The sequence below is a fragment of the Neptunomonas sp. ABH4_499 genome (genome assembly GCF_056160565.1).
On sequence record NZ_JBSWXK010000021.1, the window covers coordinates 19,725 to 36,728 of the forward strand.

Here is a 17,004-nt window from a genome sequence, read left to right on the forward strand (position 1 = left end):
AGCCTGAGACGCCCGCCTCGAATGAGACGTCTGAAAAGCCAGTTCCTGTTAAAAGTAAGTCCTCACTATCAAAGAAGGCCTTGAAAGCAATCAAGTGGGTGTTACTGACGCTCTTGCTACTCATCGTGCTGGTGGTGGCGATACTGCTGGGAGCTGTAGGCTATTTTGGCCGGACGGAGTCCGGTACCGAGAAGTTGATCTCGTACGCCAAGCCTTACTTACCCGGTACGCTCGATGTCGGTCAAGTGAACGGGTTTTTGTTGGGCCGCCTAGAACTTAACGATCTGCAGTACAGCCAATCCGATGGTTTGGATGTTCAAGTACCGCATTTTGTGTTGGATTGGACGCCTTCGCGACTCTTTCAGCGCGAGGTGAGTGTACAAGCATTAACGATCAACGACGCCAAGATCTCGACAGCAAAACCGGTCGAGCCTGAGGAGCCAAGTGGCCCACTGTTCTCGATCAATCTGCCGGACGTGACCTTGCCGGTGTCGATCATGATCGAGCAAGCATCGATTACTAACCTCACGCTAACCTCCACGTTAGCCTCCGGTGAGCTGGGGGCGGCCCAGACACTGGATGATCTGAGCTTACGTGCGCATACTGAAGGGGAGCAGTTGGTGATCGACTCCTTAAGTGTGAAAGCCCCTCAAGGTGAAGCGGCCTTGTCTGGGCAAGTAACGCCGACAGGTGCGTACCCGATGGCGCTTGAACTTAAGTGGACCGCGTACCTGCCGGATCAGCCTGCATTAAAGGGTGAAGGTGCTCTGTCGGGGGATCTGAACGAATTAACCCTGACGCAAACCCTATCGGGGTTGCTGGCGGCGACGGTTAAAGCCGATGTGAAGGATGCGGTAAGCGAGCCAAGTGGCGCACTCAATCTATCGGGGTTGGATCTGGATTTAGGGGCGTTTGTGCCCGATATGCAGAACCAACACATTAAGGCGGCTTTGGCGGCGGATTTTGATCTAAACGCGTTAGTGCTCAAATCACTAACCGTTGAGCAACCTGAGTCGAGGGCGGTGTTTTCGGTCAAAGGGCGTGTCGATCAACTGATGGACACACCGAAATTGGACCTTACTGGTCAGTGGAGCGGAGTGCGTTATCCGTTGGTGGGTGAGCCCATCGTTGCACAAAGCCCTAAGGGGACCTTATCGGTCAAAGGCCTGCTGTCGAATTATCAAGCGCGCTTAACCGCGGCGGTCGAGGGCAGTGGTCTGCCAAAAGGGGATTGGAGCCTGGATGCTAAGGGCAGTACTGAGGCATTGTCTGCGTTTACGCTGGTGGGTAATACGCTAGAGGGTCAAATTAACGCCAAAGGTAATGCGGCTTGGGAGCCTTCGGTGCGTTGGCAGGCTGAGTTATCCACAGATAAGATCAACCCGGGAGTTCAGTGGCCTGAATGGCCTGGGGTGATCAATACTCAGCTGACCTCTAACGGTCAGATCTCATCCAATGGTGTGTTGTCGTTAAAAGCCGATATAGCGCGTCTTGATGGATCGTTGCGTGATCAATCGCTGTCGGGTAAAGGCCAGATTGCGATGCAAGGCCAGCGCATTGATGTTACGGATATTAACCTCGCTCTGGGTGGCGCGGCTGTGACAGCCAACGGCTATATTGCCGATACGTTGGATCTTAATTGGTCGCTGAATGCGCCTAAGCTTTCGCAAGTATTGCCGAGTGCGCGTGGGTCTATTTCCGGAACGGGCACGGTCACCGGTACTCAAACGGCCCCTGTGATTACCGGGCAGTTAAACGGCGAGCGTTTGCAGATGGGCACAGAACAGGTGGCCAATTTAGCACTGGAGGCCAAGGTTAATTTGGCCAAGGGGCAGCGCTCGAGTGTATCGCTGGTGGCCGAAGAGGTTAGTGCCGGTGGACAAAAATGGTCCAAGGTATCGCTAACCGGTGAGGGCACGCCCGAGCAACACCAAGTTCAGTTCAGTACCGAAGAGGGGCAGGTGAATCTGAACCTTGCAGCTTCAGGCGGTTGGAAAGCACCAGCATGGTCTGGCCAGATTACGGACCTTCGCTTCCAAGAGGAGATCGCAGGGCAGTGGCAATTGCGCGATGTGGTTACCGTCAGTGCCAGTGATCAAAAAGCCAACGCGTCGGATCTGTGTTTGGACCGCCTCCCTAATGGGACGGGCAGTGTCTGTGTGAAGGGCGACTGGTCGGTTAAACAAGGTGCTAAAGGGCAGGCGACGGTCAAATCCGTTTCGTTGGATTTATTAGAGCCGTTCATGCCACTGGGCACCGCCGCCACCGGTACCGTGCAGGCCTCATCGGACTTTAAATTACCACCTGGTAAGAATCCGATCTTTGATGCGAGCCTTTCTTTACAGCAAGGTCGCTTAGCGCTGGAAGACCAAGATTTAGATATCTCATTAGGGGATACCGTGATATCGGTGATTGGCGAGGCTGATCGTTGGATTGCAAACGTGCAAGTCCCCGTACTATCGCCGCAGGGTAACATCGAAGCCAAAGCGACGGTGAACGATCCTTACAACACCGGCACGTTGACGGGCGATGTGTCCGCCACGTTGAGTGATTTGGCATTTGTCTCTTTGTTTACTCCTGATGTGCAAGCGGTCTCAGGCCAAGTCGAATCCCAATTGAATCTTTCGGGACGTTTGGCGGAGCCTCGCATCCGCGGTTACCTCAACCTCAACAATGGCCGGGCGGACTTACCGGCGCTGGGTTTACAGCTGAACCCGATTACCCTAAATGTGGCGGACCAAAACGGTACGGACACGTTGGACATCAAAGGCTCGGTCAAATCGGGCGAGGGGACGCTGAACATCACTGGGGCGTTTAATCCACTTGAACAAAGCGGCAACATCGCCTTAAAAGCGGATCGCTTCCAAGGGATGGATACCAAGGAGATTCAGGTCTGGGTATCGCCCGATTTGACGGTGGATATATCCCCGACTCTTATTAAAGTCCGCGGCGATGTTGTCGTACCGGAAGCGCATATTTCACCACCGAAAACCAGCGGCAAAAGTGTGACGACCGCTTCAAACGATGTGGTCGTGGTCAATGGGGATCAAGATGGCCTCGACCAAGCGGTCGGCTCCTTAGTGGATGCACGGGTACGTCTGATCTTGGGTGATAACATCAACGTCGATGCGCTTGGGTTTAAAGGCAAACTGCAAGGCGGCATAGTGGTGGAAGAAAACGGTCTGCAAGCGACACGTGCCACCGGTAACATTGATGTCGCAGCGGGCGAGTACAAGCTGTACGGTCAGGACTTAACCATCGAGCGCGGCAGTGTTGTATACACTGGTGGCCCCATTGATAACCCAGGTTTAGACATGCGCATCTCGCGTACCATTGAGTCGGACGATGTCACGGTCGGGGCGCAAGTTTCAGGTACAGTGAATGCACCGCGCTTTGATCTTTACTCGAACCCCTCGTACCCCGAGAGCACTCAGCTGTCCTACTTAATGTTTGGTCGAGCACCAGATACGGGCTCCTCATCGGAACAAGCGCTTTTGTATCGTGCGGCTGCGGCATTGGCCATGAAAGGCGGAAACAGCATCGCGGAAAATCTGAACGAAACCCTCAATCTGGATGATTTTGGGCTAGAAGGCGATTCGGCCGATGATACGGCGCTCTTTATCGGTAAGTACTTATCACCGCGTTTATACATCAAATATGGCGTGGGCTTACTGGAGCCTGCGAGTACCTTCTTTCTGCGTTATAAGTTAAGCTCGCGCTGGGATTTTGAATCAGAAACCGGCACCGATGGCAGTGGTGGTGATTTGATCTATACCTTGGAGAAATGAGCTAAATGTGGATTTAGCTATCTCAGAATGGAACTTTTGCAATGAGAGCGAAATGGCTAAGGTACTGCTCTTTTTTGTCATTATCTCTGCTAACGTCAATGCTGGTGAAGTCGCTTTGAGAGATCTTTTGGGCCTCTACAAAGTGACTCAGTGTGATGTTAAGTCCGAGCGCACAAAAGAAAACCAGTATGACTGTAAACAAGATCTCTTCTTTGAGCTTGTTCAAGGGCAGTTTGCCGGCGTTAATTCAGATGAGGTGGCTTATGTTTTGTGGAGCGGTGATCAACCTGAGCTTAATTACGTAGCGAATAAAGTAAACAGCCAGTTATCCAGTGATTCAGATAAAACTTCAATATTGATAAACCAAGATGAAAATGGTGTTGAAACGTTAATTTTAGCCAATGATCGGTTGGTGAAGTTTCATTCTAAATTTACTGTAAATGGGCGTGATGAACAGATTGAGTATACTTTAGCGCCTGTTCGCAGAGCTGAACTGCCTGACGTCATCTTGAACTATCCAGAGAAATAGATCGCGCCAACTTCACACTCTGATTTGGCTTATCCGCACTCTGGATAGGCCAGATCTAGCACGGTTGATTGTTATTGATCACCGCCTCGACCATCCACCATTTTACCGCCGATGAACAAGCTCGGTTTGTGGTGGCGGACCTTTCGACGCTACCGGAGCACATTCTGGCCTCGGAGCAGCGGGTGTTTGATGTATCGCCAAAAGCCTTATAACCGACCGGCTTGCGGCATTTGTAAACTCACTAATCTTGTCTACTCTGAATATGTTGAACGAACATTCGCCACGGAGTAGGACATGTCGAACTCAAAAACGTTACTCATCGTAGATGACAGCGCCGTCTCGCGCATGATGATGAAATCTATCTTGGGGGCGAAGGTACCGGACTGGGCGTTATTGGATGCACCGAACGGGCAAGCCGCGCTAGCCCTGTGCGAAACACACACCATTGATTACTTTTCGATTGATCTCAACATGCCAGAACCCGATGGCTTTCAATTAATCGAGATGCTAAAGCCCCGCTACCCATCTGAAAAAATGGTGTTACTGACAGCCAATGTTCAGGATGCCACCCATGCCAAAGCCAAAGAGCTGGGGGTAGCCTGTGTGAACAAGCCCATCACCGATGAATCCATGGATCAGCTTTTAAAGGCGCTGTTATGACAGATCAACCTACTTATTTGACGCCAATCGAACATGACTTTCTGTGCGAAATGTTCAATTTAGGGGTCGGTAAAGCGGCGTCATCCTTGAGTAAAATGGTTAATCAAGAGGTACACCTGTCTGTCCCGATTGTGGAGCTGCGCACCCGACAGGAGATGGCGGCCGAGCTTGGCCAAGGCGTCCCTATTTGCAGCGTGACTCAAAAAATGTCGGGGCCGTTTTCGGCGGATTCGATGCTGTTGTTCCCGGCGGACAGCGGTCTTAATGTCGTGCGCGCTATGCTCAACACGCATGTCTCGGACGAGATGCTGGCCGAGTTGCAACACGAAGCCCTCTCGGAGATCGGCAACGTGGTCTTAAATGCCTGCATTGGCTCAATGGCCAATACAGTATCGAGTAATTTTTCGGTGGGGCTGCCAAGCTTCGATATCTCTGAACCCGAGGCACTGCTTCAAGTATCCGATAATCAAGAAGACGATGTAGTTTTGCTGATTCGTATCTTTATGACGCTCTGCGAGAGCCAAGTTACAGGATATTTGGCGTTTGTCCTTGGGAATGTTTCCCTGCAGGAGATGAGGCGAAGTTTAAACTCCCTGCTCAGCGAAATCGCCAATGAGCACTGAATAGGTCAGTGGAGCGTAAGGGTGTATGTTCGAATCACATGATTTATCCGGTATTTTGGACAGCATGGATCTTGGGGTGCTTATCCTCGACCGGTATAAGCGTGTGCTGTACTGGAACCCTTGGCTGGAAGAGCGCAGCCACTATTCCCGCTCGGCGGTTGAATCCCTCTCGTTTTCCGAGCTGTTCCCGGAGTTAACCGGATCACGCATAGAGGAGTCGATCGATCAGGCCTTGATGGATGGCTATCCCAGTGTGATCTCGAATGTGTTTAACCGCTCGCCGTTTCCGCTTTTTCCCAAAGGTAAGGTCAACGTACCTGATCAAAGCCGCATTCAACAATCGGTGAATGTCTCTCGCTACACGTCGAAACAAGGAACCGACGAGCGTATTTACTGCCTGATCCAGATCACCGACGTTACGGCCGCTGTGATGCGCGAGCAAGCGCTGGAGCAACAAGTCAAAGAACGGCGTTTGGTCGAGAAAACCCTTGATCAAGAGCGCAGCCTTTTTGTGACCGGCCCCTCCATTGTTTTTAAATGTCGCGCCGAAGATCGGTTACCGGTGGAGTATATCTCCCCGAATGTATCGACCCAGCTTGGCTATGAGCCAGAGGTGTTTACGACAGGGCAGCTGAATTTTCTGGATCTGATTCACCCCGATGATCTAAAGCGAATAACCGAGGAGATTGCCGAATCCAGCTTGGCCGGGAATGCGCGTTTTGAACAAGAGTACCGCTTAAAAGACCACAGTGGCGCGTACCGATGGTTTCACGAGGTGATGGTCGTCAACCGAAACCGAAAGGGCAAAATCAGTCACTTTCACGGCTACATGCAAGACATTACCGAGCGTAAACATGCCGAGGCTCACATAAAGCATCTGGCCTACTACGATGCACTGACCGAACTTCCCAATCGACGTTTCTTTATGGATCTTCTTGAGCAAGAGGTTTCGCGCTGTCATCGCCATCACACCTTCGGTGCTGTGCTCTTTCTAGATCTGAACCGTTTTAAAGCGATTAATGACAGCTTAGGTCACAGTGTTGGGGATGGCTTGCTGAAAGGGGTGGCTGAGCGGATCAGTGAATCACTGCGCTCTGAGGATACCGTGGCGCGCATCGGTGGGGATGAGTTTTTAGTACTGCTGACGCAACTCGGTGAGCGGGAGGAGCAAGCGGTGGTGGCCGCCTCGCATGTGCTAGGTAAGATCACAACGGTATTAACCGAGCCTTTTTTTGTGATGGAGCACGAGATCCAAATCGGTCCAAGCATTGGGGTGTGTTTATTTGCAAATGGCAAGGAGGAAGCCCCCGACATCATCCGTCACGCCGACATTGCGATGTATCAGGCCAAGCACGGCAGCCGCAGTTGCTACTGTTTTTACGAGAGCTCCATGCAGGAGTTGGCCGACCAGCGCTTAGCGCTGGAGAAGGATCTGATTCAAGGCCTGCGTTACAACGAGTTTGAACTCTATTATCAACCGCAAATGGACCAAAGCGGCGTGATGTACGCTGCCGAATGCTTAATCCGCTGGAAGCACCCTGCGCGCGGGTTTGTATCACCGGCGGAGTTTATCCCCGTTGCCGAGGAAGTCGGCTTAATCATCCCCATCGGGGATTGGGTGATGCGCGAAGCATGCTTAACGTTAAAACGCTTAATGGAAGAGGGGCAACACACGTTGGATTACTTGGCCGTCAATGTTAGCCCAACGCAGTTCCACCACAGTGATTTTATCGTCAAGGTGCAGAAAATCATCCGACAAACCGGGGTGGATACTCGCCGATTGGTGTTTGAAATCACCGAAGGCTTGTTGATTCAAGACATCAACGAGGCGGTCATTAAAATCAAACAGTTACGAAAAATGGGAATACGGTTCGCCATTGATGATTTTGGTACAGGTTACTCATCGCTTGCGTATTTGCACCGATTGCCGCTGGATATTTTGAAAATTGATCAATCCTTCGTGCGGGATCTCAACCCAGAAGACAGCAATACCGCGATCATCAAGAACATCATCTCGATGGCGCACCACTTGGAGCTCGACCTGATTGCAGAAGGGGTCGAAACCGAAGATACGATGCGCTATTTACAGACGCTTGGCTGCGGTAAGTTCCAAGGTTACTACTTCCATCGTCCGATGCCGTTTGATGATTTCTATCGAACGCTAAACGCCGATCAGCTGGTTGCGCCCACATCGATTGAAACGTTGCGCTGAGACAATGAAGCAATAAATATAAGTGAATGCTGAGTAAGGGTGATCCCCGGCGCGCATAACGAACTCATCGACATCACATCAAATAATGGAGATGGCTACAGCACCGGCACAACGCTGGGTGGTGCGATCGTTACTGTAAAGGGGGAGAGTGTCGCCGCTGGAAGCAGAGCATTGGTTCGCAGCGGCGAGGTGGTGCGCCAGATGCCAGCGTTAATGGCGGTGGAGATTGAGGTTTAATTACTCTTGCTTACTGGGGTCGCCACTAAGTACTCGCCATAAAAAGAGGCCAGTCATCCCCCCAGAAAGTGAGGCCAAATAGCTTCCTATAGGCTCGGGATAATTGTAAAAAAGGGCAGAAAGAAAGAGTAATCCTGAGAAAACGAGGAAAGGTAGATTGAGTTTATAGGGGAGCCACTTTATTACGATAACCGTTATAACTGTCCCAAAAAGAGCAATACCTAGCGCGTTTTCCGTTAGCATATATTTAATACTCCGAAGCTCTTAGAACAGAATTCCCGATTGAGTGTTGCTGGCCTATGCCGCCATTCACATTGAACTCAACTATGATCCAAACATCATCAACATGATGGTGATGAGAGTTTTTTATGATCGTGTCACGGACCCATCCGTTAGTCACAAACCCCGTGATGCCGCCTGCACCGTCGCTAACAGCGGCTTTCGTTGAGTCTTTCATACCAGCGATTTTTTTAAAACCATATTTGAAGCCCTTGCGAACAACGCCGCCAGAGGCAATAGCTGCTACACCACCTACTCTTCCAGCGTTTATTGCCGTTCGATCATTGTTGGCCTCGGCTTGTGCCTGAGTGAGCGGCTCAAATACGTAAGTTTTAATCAGAATGCTACGATCATCTTTTGGAGCCATTCCCATAACTGCCCTTCTTAGCATTAAGATAGTGGCATGTTTGGCTTCGGTATTGATCTTAATATTATTAGAAAATAGGGTCTTAGATATGACGGACTCTGAAAAATCAGAACGCATCATTGAAATTTGAGTAACTTTTCCAGACATTCCATTAACGTTTACCCTGGAAAGCGTTTTGTATTCGACATCACATTGATTCCTTTCAATTGGCACCAGCATTGAAAAGGAAAGGAAAAGGATATGCAAGAGTGGATAAACAGAGACAGGTTCGGATGCTAGTATGATTTACATTCCAGTCTTGCTGGTTAGCTTGAAGTAACTCTAAAGATAGTCCCACTGAACCCTACCTAGCAACATATCACCAAAGAGTTTGTTTTACTAAAGCCTGCGAAACTCAAACGTTCAAAGGCTTGATCAATGACAACTACAGTCGGTATGACTGCCACAGGCGACTATACACAATGGGCAACCAGCGCAAGCCACTCAGACGTAACGATTCAAAATCGTGGCACGGAGTCTGTAGAGGTGGTCATTGCAGCGGCGCTTGCTGGGGGTGGCGATACTGGCTATTTGATCTATCCAGGCGAAGAGCGTCAGTTTAGTGGCTTTTCAGGCGTTATCTCTGGCCGTGCGCCCTTTGGTAATAACAAGTCTGATGTGGTGTTGATCCGCTCATGATCGTTCAAAAAGGGCATTTAGTTGGCGGCTCAAGACCGCTCGGTCACATTGTTCAGGGTGCCGTCGTTATCCCTCAAAACCAAGCGCCAGTGGCCGACACAGACAGTGCGCAGACTGCTTATCAGACGCCAGTAGACATCGATCTGCTCAGTAATGATATCGACCTTGATGGCACTTTGGATGCCTCCTCTGTTGAAATAGTAACCCAGCCAACCAACGGCACAGTGTCAATCAACCCGCTAAATGGCATCGCTACCTACACGCCTGGTCTGGAGTTCTATGGAGTAGACACATTCGAGTACCGAGTAGCGGACGATCAAGGCGCTTGGTCAGAGCCTGTTGCTGTTAGCTTGGATGTGGCTCAGCTGACTCGATACTTCACGTATTTAGAAGAAAGCGGTGGTATGTACTTTCAAGAGGTTCAGGCCAAGTTGCATGAACGGAGTCTCAGCAGCAGTTGCTCGTCAAGCATAGATTTAGTTGTTGTATATTTGTATCTTTCAGGAGGCTTCGGTCTCCTTTTTTATGGCTTGAATAAGCTTAAAGAAGGGTGACAAATAAAGCGCAAATCAGGGACAAAAGCGGCGCGAATTTACACGACCACGCCGATTGAAACGTTGCGCTGAGACAATGAAGCAATAAAGAGAATCAAACGCTAAGGAAGGGCGTTGCCAGAAACAAAAAAGCCCCGCGTTAGCGAGGCTTCAAGTCAGCAACCATCTTGGGGGATATCGCAAAACTGACGAATCTGAAAGATGGTGCCCAGAGGCGGAATCGAACCACCGACACGGGGATTTTCAATCCCCTGCTCTACCGACTGAGCTATCTGGGCTTAAGTGGCGCATATTCAACCATTTACGTTGGAATCTTGCAACTGTTTCGTGTGATTTTTTCGCCAAAAAAGGGTACTTAGCTCTTGGGTGGCGAAAATGGCGGCTAAATACCGATTCCTCAAGCACTTGGATCAGACTGAACTAAACTTAAACGGGCGTTGGCCGACATTGTTTTAAACACAGTCACAGTGCCCGCAAACGGGTGCGGTCAGATCACATGAAAAGCGTGGGGGCTTGGGTTGGCGTTCTTCAAGAGGCGTTCATCAAATCAATCCAGACAGGTTGCATTGCAGCTTTCTAAGGAAGGTGTCGCCATCGCCTGTGCGGAGCGTTTACCCGAAGGGCTAACGGTCACTCATCAAGCCTTTGTTACGGCGGCTAATCCGCTGACCTCCCCAGACCCCATCATCGACTACTTAAACAACGCTTCGTTAACGGACAGCAAAGCAGGAATGGTGCTGAACCGCGGGGAATATCAACTCCTGTTAGTTGAAGCGCCCGAGGTGCCAGAAAACGAGTTAAAAGAAGCGCTGATCTGGCGTGTAAAAGATTTTATGAACTGTGCGCCCGAGGCGGCGTACATCGATTATTGCCCATTGCCTGAAGATGCCTACCGCGGCCGTGGTAACCGAGTGTATGTCGCCGTTGTTGAGCGTGAGCTGGTGGAGGCCCGCGCCAAGTGGATGGAAAGCTTGGGGCTTGAGCCTGCTTGGATCGATATCCCGGAGCTTTCGCTTTTGAACCTTGTGGAGTCCATCACCGAGGATGAGATGGGCACCGCCGTGCTGGCGTTGGAGTCGGATCACAGTCACTTATTGATGTGCTCGGGCAGTCAGCTGTATATGACACGAGACTTGCCCTACAACCCGCAAACGCAGATCGACTCGACGGTGCTCGATGTGCAGCGCTCCATGGATTACTTCGAAAGCCAGATTGGTAAGCCGCCGTGTGTACGGATTTTAGTGCTGCCTCTGCAAGTGGGTGAAACGCCTTTGATGATGGCGCTTCGCGAAGGGTTAGGAGCGGATGTGCAGTCATTGGATTTGGCCGATGTGATCACCGCAAGCGAGCCGCTTAGGGTCGATCTTCAGCAGAGCTGTCTATACGCCATTGCAGCGGCGCTGCGCCCGGAGGGGGTATAGATGAAGCTGCAGCGCGTTAATCTCTTACCCAAACGTGAAAAGCCCAAACGCGATTGGCTGAGCCTCTCGATGATGGGCGTTTATGTGGGCGCTGGCATCGGCTTCATGGTGATCTGGATGTTGTGGAGCCTCTACAACAACTACAGCACACAAGCAGAGCTCAAAACCGCGCAAAGAACGCTGACCACCTTACAGGCGCGCGCCAACGACTTACAAACCGAGCTGCAAAGCATGAAACCCGATGATGGCTTGCTGGCCCGCCAGTCTTTGCTGCAAAAGCGCATCAATATCAAACGGGCCTTAATGGGGGAGCTGGTTACCGTTTCTCGGGCCAACCAAGCGGGGTTTGCCCTGCCGATGTTTGATCTGGCGTTCGCGATGCCTGATGGGGTTTGGCTGCACAGTATTCGATTGGGCAATGATGATCATCAGATCGTTCTTAACGGTTTTACCCAGCACCCAGCATTACTGACGACTTTGGTCGATCAGTTGGCCATTACGCCTCGTTTTACGCTCTTTCATGTCATCAGCATTCAAAGTCAGCAGCAGGATGAGGGCGAGGCTTACAGCTTTGAACTGATTGGCCATGTCACGTTGCCAGCCAGCGTTCATCAAGGAGGCCAGCCATAATGTGGGACAAGCTAAATGAGCGTTACTTAACGCTTAACCCTCGTGAGCGGGTTCTGATGGGCGCAACCACCTTTGTGTTTGTCGCTGCGTTGCTACTGATGTTGGTGATTGAGCCTGCTGAAAAACAGCAGTCGCGTGCGGCTCAGCAATTGACGGCCACTCAAACCAATTTGGACTCCCAGCGGGCCGCGATGAATTTATTGGATGCAGCACGCCAAAAAGACCCATCCGCACCTGCACGGGAAGCGGTTGAGGCGTTAATCCGAGAAGATCAGCAGATCACCGAGCAGCTGTCCGCATTATCGCAGGTGTTAATGGACCCGGCTCAAATGACCGATACCTTGCGTCGTTTGTTGAATCAGCACCCGGGCATTGAGGTGGTGTCGATCGAGAATTTACCGGTACAAAACCTTCAAGCATCAGACCGAATCATCCCCAAGGATACAGAAGCCCAAGCGGACGATACGGCCGACCCAACGGATCAGAATGCCCCAATTTTTCGCCACGGCGTTGAGCTTGTTTTGGTTGGCGACTTTGATGCGTTGTACCGCTACCTGTTTGCCGCTGAACAAAACGCCAAGGCGTTTTTCTGGGATTCGGTCGAGATCGAACAAGAGGAGTACCCACGTAACCGCATGACACTGCGTGTCCATACGCTCAGTGGTGAGGAGGGCTGGTTAGGTGGCTAAACATATGCTGATTCGTATCGTGCCTGTGTGCGTTCTGATGTGGGCGGTTGCGCTCCATGCTGCGCCAACGGTATTGGTCCCCGAATTATTAAAAGACCCGATGAAAGCGCCGCGCTGGGTCACTACCCAAGTGGATGTTCAGCCTGTGGCCGCGGAGATCTCGGTATCGGCGATCATTTACCGCCCCAAAGGCGCGATGGCGGTGATTAATGGCCAGCGTGTTCGCGTGGGGGATACCGTGGCCGATGCGAAAGTGACACGAATAGAGCCAAAACGCGTGCAAGTTATTACCCGCGATGGGCGTCAATGGCTGAGCCTAAGTGCACCCGAGTCGATCAAGGTGCGCCGGAGATAGTAGATGAAACAAAATACACGTACCTCATCCGTTAACCCTCGCTCGCTGATGCTGCTGAGCGTGTTGGCACTGGCGGGCTGTCAGACGGTGGGACATGTGACCCAACAGCCGCCTGCGATGGAATCCGAGCTGATGCTTGAAGAGGCGATTGCCCAAAATCAGATTCAACACACGGTGGCCGCGCCTCCGGCGCCTATGCCGTTGGCCCCGATGTCTTTGGCGGAGCTGTCTCAGCAACCTGAAGAGCGTTTTGATGTGGCCGCCGATCAGCTGTCGGCCCGCACCTTTTTTATGGGGCTGGTCGAGGGCACGCCTTACAACATGATGGTTCACGACCAGATTGAGGGGCTGATCAGCCTGCACCTGAAAGATGTGACGGTGCCCGAGGTGATGCAAGCAGTACGCGATGTTTACGGCTATGAGTACAAACGCACCGGCAATCTGTACCAAGTGGTGCCAGCCGCCCTTGAGACGAAAATTTTCCAAGTGAACTATCTGGATGTGGCGCGTGCCGGCCAGTCCAGTACCTCGGTAAGCTCGGGCTCTGTGTCCCAAGTCGAAAACGATGATTCGGACTCGGATGATGACAGCGATTCGGGCAGTAACCGCTCGACTAAGCTCAGCACCCAGATCAATACCTCGAACCGCTCCGACTTTTGGGGCACCTTACAGATGACGCTCTCGGCCATCATCGGCCCAGAAGAGGGGCGTCGTGTGGTGGTGTCGCCGCAAACCGGTGTGATTGTTGTACGTGCAATGCCAAGCGAACTCAGCATGATCGATGATTATCTTAGCCAGTCGGAGTTGACGCTGAAACGCCAAGTGGTGATCGAGGCGAAGATCCTCGAAGTCACGTTGAACAACGGTTTCCAAGCGGGCATCAATTGGAGTGCATTGGGGCAACCCAACAGCCGTAATTCGGTGCAATTCTCGCAATCCAGCGCCCAAATCAGCAATCCGGACAACTTGGCCGGTGTGTTCAGTGCGGCGTTTAACCTCAATGATTTTACCGCCTTGATCGATCTGCTCGGTCGCCAAGGTAATGTGCAGGTGCTCTCAAGCCCTCGTGTATCGACGTTGAACAACCAAAAAGCGGTGATCAAGGTCGGGACGGATGAGTTTTACGTCACCGACATCCAAAACACCACCACAACGGGGACAGCGACCACCACCACGCCGGACATTGAGCTAACGCCGTTCTTCTCTGGTATTGCGTTGGATGTGACCCCGCAAATCAGTGAAAACAACGAAATTATCCTGCACATTCATCCTTCGGTGAGCGATGTGATGGATCAGCAAAAATCGATCAGCATCGGCACCGATTCGTTCAATATCCCATTGGCGCTGAGCTCCATTCGTGAGTCCGACAGCGTGGTGCGAGCGCAAAGTGGACAGGTGATTGTGATCGGAGGTTTGATGCAATCCTCCAGCAACGATGTGCGCGCCAAAGCCCCAGGGCTTGGCGATATTCCGGGTGTGGGTAAGTTGTTCCAGCAGCGCCAGCAAAGCTCGGACAAAAGCGAACTTGTTATCTTGCTGCGCCCCGTGATTACCGGTGCCGAGCAGTGGAAGCAAGAGCTGCAACGCTCGCTTGATAGCTTCCGTGGGCTTCAATAAGCGTGGGTGTTGCGATGTATACAGACCACTTTGGCATGCAAGAGCTGCCCTTTACGCTGACCCCCAATACGCACTTCTTTTTGGCCATGCCAAGCCATCAGGAAGCGCTTAATTTGGTGCTGGTGGCGTTAAGCGGTGGGGATGGCTTTATCAAGGTGGTGGGCGAGGTCGGCACTGGCAAAACCATGGTCTGCCGCATGCTGCTCAATCAGTTGGAGAAAGAGGGCTACCAAACCGCGTACATGCCCAACCCGCACTTATCCCCAGCCGCACTGCGTCGTCATTTTGCCGAAGAGATCGGTGTGAATAACGTCGGTAGCTTGGACGAAGTGGGTTTAATGAGCGCGATCCAACATCGCTTGATCGAGCTGGCGCAAGGGGAGCATCCCTTGGTGCTCTTGGTCGATGAAGCGCAGGCAATGCCGGAAGAGAGCATCGAAGCGCTGCGACTACTGACCAATCTTGAAACCGAATCCCGCAAACTCTTCCAAGTGGTCTTATTTGGGCAACCTGAGCTTGATGACCTGTTGGCTAAAGCCTCGCTTCGCCAGTTAAAACAGCGCATCACCTTCAGCTGTCGCATCCGGCCGATCACCGAAGAGGCGGTTGAGCCCTACTTACAACAACGAGTGACTCGTGCTGGGTATTCCGGGTTAAAGCTGTTCCGTCCAAGTGCGGCGCGTTTGATTCATCAAGCTTCGAACGGCATTCCGCGGGTGATGAACATCTTGGCGCATAAAGCGTTGATGGTGGCCTACGGCAAGGGCGATCATCAGATTAACCCCTTACATGTTAAGCGGGCCATTCTGGATACCGAGACGGTCTCTATGCCACCGTCCAAAGCGGCGTGGTGGCTGACCGCAACGATCATGGCGTTGGCCACAGGATCATTGCTGTTTTGGGTGCAATCGCGGGGGCTGTTATGAGCTTAGTCAACGACATGCTGCGCGACTTGGATGATCGTAAACGAGACGGTCAAAAAACCGATGGGCTGGGTACAGCACCGTCTAAGGCCAAACGCTCGGGCGGGTTTGTTGCACTGATCCTAGGTCTGATCATCGTGACTCTGGTGGTCGCCGTTGCACCCAAGGCGTGGTTTGCACAGCTTAGAAGTCTGTTCTCAAACAGCACACCACCAGTAGAAGCAACGGTACCTGTGACCACGGTGGCACATACCGAAGGGGGCGTGCTTGAAGTGCCTAACATCACCCAACCCCTTGAGTCATCCGAGCCCCTTACACAGCCGCAGCCCGATTCTACCCAAGTGAATCAACCTCAAGGGATGACTCAGAGCATTGAGCAGATGAACTGGCAGATGATCCCTCAAGAGGGCGGTAGCCCTATTGCCGAGCTGACGTTTTGGTTAGCGAACAGTACGGCGTTTGTGGTGTACGAAAAGAGCGCCGAGCGCATTGAGCTGGGTTTGCAGGTGAGTGATCGAGGGGAGCTTCCGGCATTACCGGATGGACTCAGTGATGTGATTGGTAAGGCCGCAAGCGTGGCGGATGATCAGTACTTTCGCTTTGTGATCGAAACCCGCGAGCCGGTGCGTTTTGAAACCGCGCTTAAAACCAATCCGACGCGCTTTATGGTCACGGCAACACCTAAGGTGGTGACGCCTGTTGCGCCAGCGTCTCGTCCGGCGGAACTGAAGCCTGCCGCCGTCATAGAATCTACCAACAAAACCCCGACCAAGGCTGCCGAACCACCGGCATCAACCGAGTCGATCACGCCGACTCAGGCTCAATCGAACTTGTCGGCTGGGACATGGCGCAAATCGATCTACTCCAGCACCACCGATGCCGGGGGCGTGCGTGAGGCGAAGCGTTTAATGGCCAGTCAGCACACCGCGCAGGCGATTACGGTGTTGTTTGAGCAAGTCGCTCGTGCTCCAAAATCAGTGCAGAGTCGCTATCTGCTGGCTCAGTTGTTGTTGGCAACTGAACAATACCCCGAAGCCCAGCAGGTGTTTATGGGCGCGCCCGACAATCTATCGTGGGGGCTGTTAAAGGCACGTTATTACCTACAAATGGGTCAAACCGGTGCCGCTGTGCAAACCTTGAGTCGTTACCCACAAGGGCAGCAGCGTGCTGATTACATCCAATTACTCGCCGCTGCTTTGCAGCAGCAGGGCAAACATAAAGACGCCGTCGAGCATTACCTAACCTTGTTGGCAATGGACCCGAACCAAGCCTCAGCGTGGAACCGCATGGCGGTATCTTTGGAGCATCTAGGTCGTCGCCAGAAGGCGATTGATGCCTATCAAAATGCTTTGAAAGTGGCTGCAGCGCCCATCGCAGAGCGTCAGTTTGCGGCAGCTCAGATTCAACGTTTATACGGCGCAGCCGGTGTAGGAGGCCAGTAA

At 52.1% G+C, this 17,004-nt stretch carries 16 protein-coding genes and 1 tRNA gene; 15 read left to right on the forward strand and 2 right to left on the reverse strand.

From position 1 onward, the window contains the following. Window positions 1–80: 80 nt before the first annotated feature. The 6 genes from ACXAF9_RS16405 (at window position 81) to ACXAF9_RS16430 (ending at window position 7,812) form a co-directional block, all read left to right on the forward strand. Window positions 81–3,788 carry a translocation/assembly module TamB domain-containing protein gene (locus ACXAF9_RS16405; RefSeq protein WP_475075996.1) on the forward strand — a complete coding sequence of 1,236 codons (3,708 nt, stop codon included), beginning with the start codon at window positions 81–83 and terminating at the stop codon, window positions 3,786–3,788. Window positions 3,789–3,840: 52 nt separating this feature from the next. Beyond that, a complete protein-coding gene (locus ACXAF9_RS16410; RefSeq protein WP_475075999.1) occupies window positions 3,841–4,317 on the forward strand; it encodes a hypothetical protein in 477 nt (158 codons plus the stop codon). 68 nt (window positions 4,318–4,385) lie between these two features. Next, complete coding sequence (locus tag ACXAF9_RS16415; RefSeq protein WP_475076004.1) at window positions 4,386–4,529, forward strand: hypothetical protein; 144 nt, start codon at window positions 4,386–4,388, stop codon at window positions 4,527–4,529. 82 nt (window positions 4,530–4,611) lie between these two features. Continuing rightward, window positions 4,612–4,977, forward strand: coding sequence for a response regulator (locus tag ACXAF9_RS16420; protein ID WP_475076006.1), 366 nt, complete (start codon window positions 4,612–4,614; stop codon window positions 4,975–4,977). Further along, entirely contained in the window at window positions 4,974–5,600 is a 627-nt protein-coding gene (locus ACXAF9_RS16425) for a hypothetical protein (protein WP_475076010.1), read from the forward strand. The genes ACXAF9_RS16420 and ACXAF9_RS16425 overlap by 4 nt, the downstream gene beginning before the upstream one ends. A gap of 25 nt (window positions 5,601–5,625) precedes the next feature. Further along, on the forward strand, window positions 5,626–7,812 hold the full coding sequence (locus ACXAF9_RS16430; RefSeq protein WP_475076014.1) for a putative bifunctional diguanylate cyclase/phosphodiesterase: 2,187 nt from the start codon (window positions 5,626–5,628) through the stop codon (window positions 7,810–7,812). A 484-nt stretch (window positions 7,813–8,296) separates the two neighbouring features. On the opposite strand, the gene ACXAF9_RS16435 is transcribed toward ACXAF9_RS16430, so the two are convergent. Beyond that, window positions 8,297–8,842 carry a hypothetical protein gene (locus tag ACXAF9_RS16435; protein ID WP_475076018.1) on the reverse strand — a complete coding sequence of 182 codons (546 nt, stop codon included), beginning with the start codon at window positions 8,840–8,842 and terminating at the stop codon, window positions 8,297–8,299. Between the two features lie 270 nt (window positions 8,843–9,112). Between ACXAF9_RS16435 and ACXAF9_RS16440 the strand changes: the two genes are divergently transcribed. Further along, the gene (locus ACXAF9_RS16440; RefSeq protein ID WP_475076021.1) at window positions 9,113–9,373 is read left to right on the forward strand and encodes a hypothetical protein; all 261 of its coding nucleotides are present in this window, start codon (window positions 9,113–9,115) and stop codon (window positions 9,371–9,373) included. Then, window positions 9,370–9,927: an Ig-like domain-containing protein gene (locus ACXAF9_RS16445; RefSeq protein ID WP_475076025.1), complete on the forward strand. Its 558-nt coding sequence runs from the start codon at window positions 9,370–9,372 to the stop codon at window positions 9,925–9,927. Before ACXAF9_RS16440 ends, ACXAF9_RS16445 begins: the two co-directional genes overlap by 4 nt. Window positions 9,928–10,129: 202 nt before the next feature. Here ACXAF9_RS16445 and ACXAF9_RS16450 read toward each other — a convergent pair. After that, a tRNA-Phe gene (locus tag ACXAF9_RS16450) sits at window positions 10,130–10,205 on the reverse strand. 288 nt (window positions 10,206–10,493) lie between these two features. On the opposite strand from ACXAF9_RS16450, the gene ACXAF9_RS16455 reads away from it, so the two are divergent. Genes ACXAF9_RS16455 through ACXAF9_RS16485 form a run of 7 tightly spaced genes read left to right on the forward strand, consistent with a single transcriptional unit; the run spans window position 10,494 to window position 17,004 of the window. Then, a complete protein-coding gene (locus ACXAF9_RS16455) occupies window positions 10,494–11,348 on the forward strand; it encodes a hypothetical protein (protein ID WP_475076029.1) in 855 nt (284 codons plus the stop codon). Beyond that, window positions 11,349–11,978 (forward strand): PilN domain-containing protein, encoded by a 630-nt coding sequence (locus tag ACXAF9_RS16460; protein WP_475076031.1) that lies wholly within the window; start codon window positions 11,349–11,351, stop codon window positions 11,976–11,978. It begins immediately after the preceding gene. After that, window positions 11,978–12,667, forward strand: a complete 690-nt coding sequence (gene gspM / locus ACXAF9_RS16465) for a type II secretion system protein GspM (RefSeq protein ID WP_475076033.1) — start codon at window positions 11,978–11,980, stop codon at window positions 12,665–12,667. The genes ACXAF9_RS16460 and gspM overlap by 1 nt, the downstream gene beginning before the upstream one ends. After that, a complete protein-coding gene (locus tag ACXAF9_RS16470; protein ID WP_475076035.1) occupies window positions 12,660–13,022 on the forward strand; it encodes a hypothetical protein in 363 nt (120 codons plus the stop codon). The genes gspM and ACXAF9_RS16470 overlap by 8 nt, the downstream gene beginning before the upstream one ends. Window positions 13,023–13,025: 3 nt before the next feature. Beyond that, entirely contained in the window at window positions 13,026–14,639 is a 1,614-nt protein-coding gene (gene mshL, locus ACXAF9_RS16475) for a pilus (MSHA type) biogenesis protein MshL (RefSeq protein WP_475076037.1), read from the forward strand. Window positions 14,640–14,653: 14 nt separating this feature from the next. After that, window positions 14,654–15,565: an ExeA family protein gene (locus ACXAF9_RS16480; protein WP_475076039.1), complete on the forward strand. Its 912-nt coding sequence runs from the start codon at window positions 14,654–14,656 to the stop codon at window positions 15,563–15,565. Further along, window positions 15,562–17,004 carry a tetratricopeptide repeat protein gene (locus ACXAF9_RS16485; protein WP_475076041.1) on the forward strand — a complete coding sequence of 481 codons (1,443 nt, stop codon included), beginning with the start codon at window positions 15,562–15,564 and terminating at the stop codon, window positions 17,002–17,004. Before ACXAF9_RS16480 ends, ACXAF9_RS16485 begins: the two co-directional genes overlap by 4 nt.

What these genes read in the sequence shown, in the direction of transcription:
- ACXAF9_RS16430 (WP_475076014.1), top strand. Translation starts at nt 5,626, where the DNA reads ATGTTCGAATCACATGATTTATCCGGTATTTTGGACAGCATGGATCTT.
- ACXAF9_RS16435 (WP_475076018.1), bottom strand. Translation starts at nt 8,842, where the DNA reads ATGTCTGGAAAAGTTACTCAAATTTCAATGATGCGTTCTGATTTTTCA.
- ACXAF9_RS16440 (WP_475076021.1), top strand. Translation starts at nt 9,113, where the DNA reads ATGACAACTACAGTCGGTATGACTGCCACAGGCGACTATACACAATGG.
- ACXAF9_RS16445 (WP_475076025.1), top strand. Translation starts at nt 9,370, where the DNA reads ATGATCGTTCAAAAAGGGCATTTAGTTGGCGGCTCAAGACCGCTCGGT.
- ACXAF9_RS16420 (WP_475076006.1), top strand. Translation starts at nt 4,612, where the DNA reads ATGTCGAACTCAAAAACGTTACTCATCGTAGATGACAGCGCCGTCTCG.
- mshL (WP_475076037.1), top strand. Translation starts at nt 13,026, where the DNA reads ATGAAACAAAATACACGTACCTCATCCGTTAACCCTCGCTCGCTGATG.
- gspM (WP_475076033.1), top strand. Translation starts at nt 11,978, where the DNA reads ATGTGGGACAAGCTAAATGAGCGTTACTTAACGCTTAACCCTCGTGAG.
- ACXAF9_RS16485 (WP_475076041.1), top strand. Translation starts at nt 15,562, where the DNA reads ATGAGCTTAGTCAACGACATGCTGCGCGACTTGGATGATCGTAAACGA.
- ACXAF9_RS16410 (WP_475075999.1), top strand. Translation starts at nt 3,841, where the DNA reads ATGGCTAAGGTACTGCTCTTTTTTGTCATTATCTCTGCTAACGTCAAT.
- ACXAF9_RS16460 (WP_475076031.1), top strand. Translation starts at nt 11,349, where the DNA reads ATGAAGCTGCAGCGCGTTAATCTCTTACCCAAACGTGAAAAGCCCAAA.
- ACXAF9_RS16425 (WP_475076010.1), top strand. Translation starts at nt 4,974, where the DNA reads ATGACAGATCAACCTACTTATTTGACGCCAATCGAACATGACTTTCTG.
- ACXAF9_RS16480 (WP_475076039.1), top strand. Translation starts at nt 14,654, where the DNA reads ATGTATACAGACCACTTTGGCATGCAAGAGCTGCCCTTTACGCTGACC.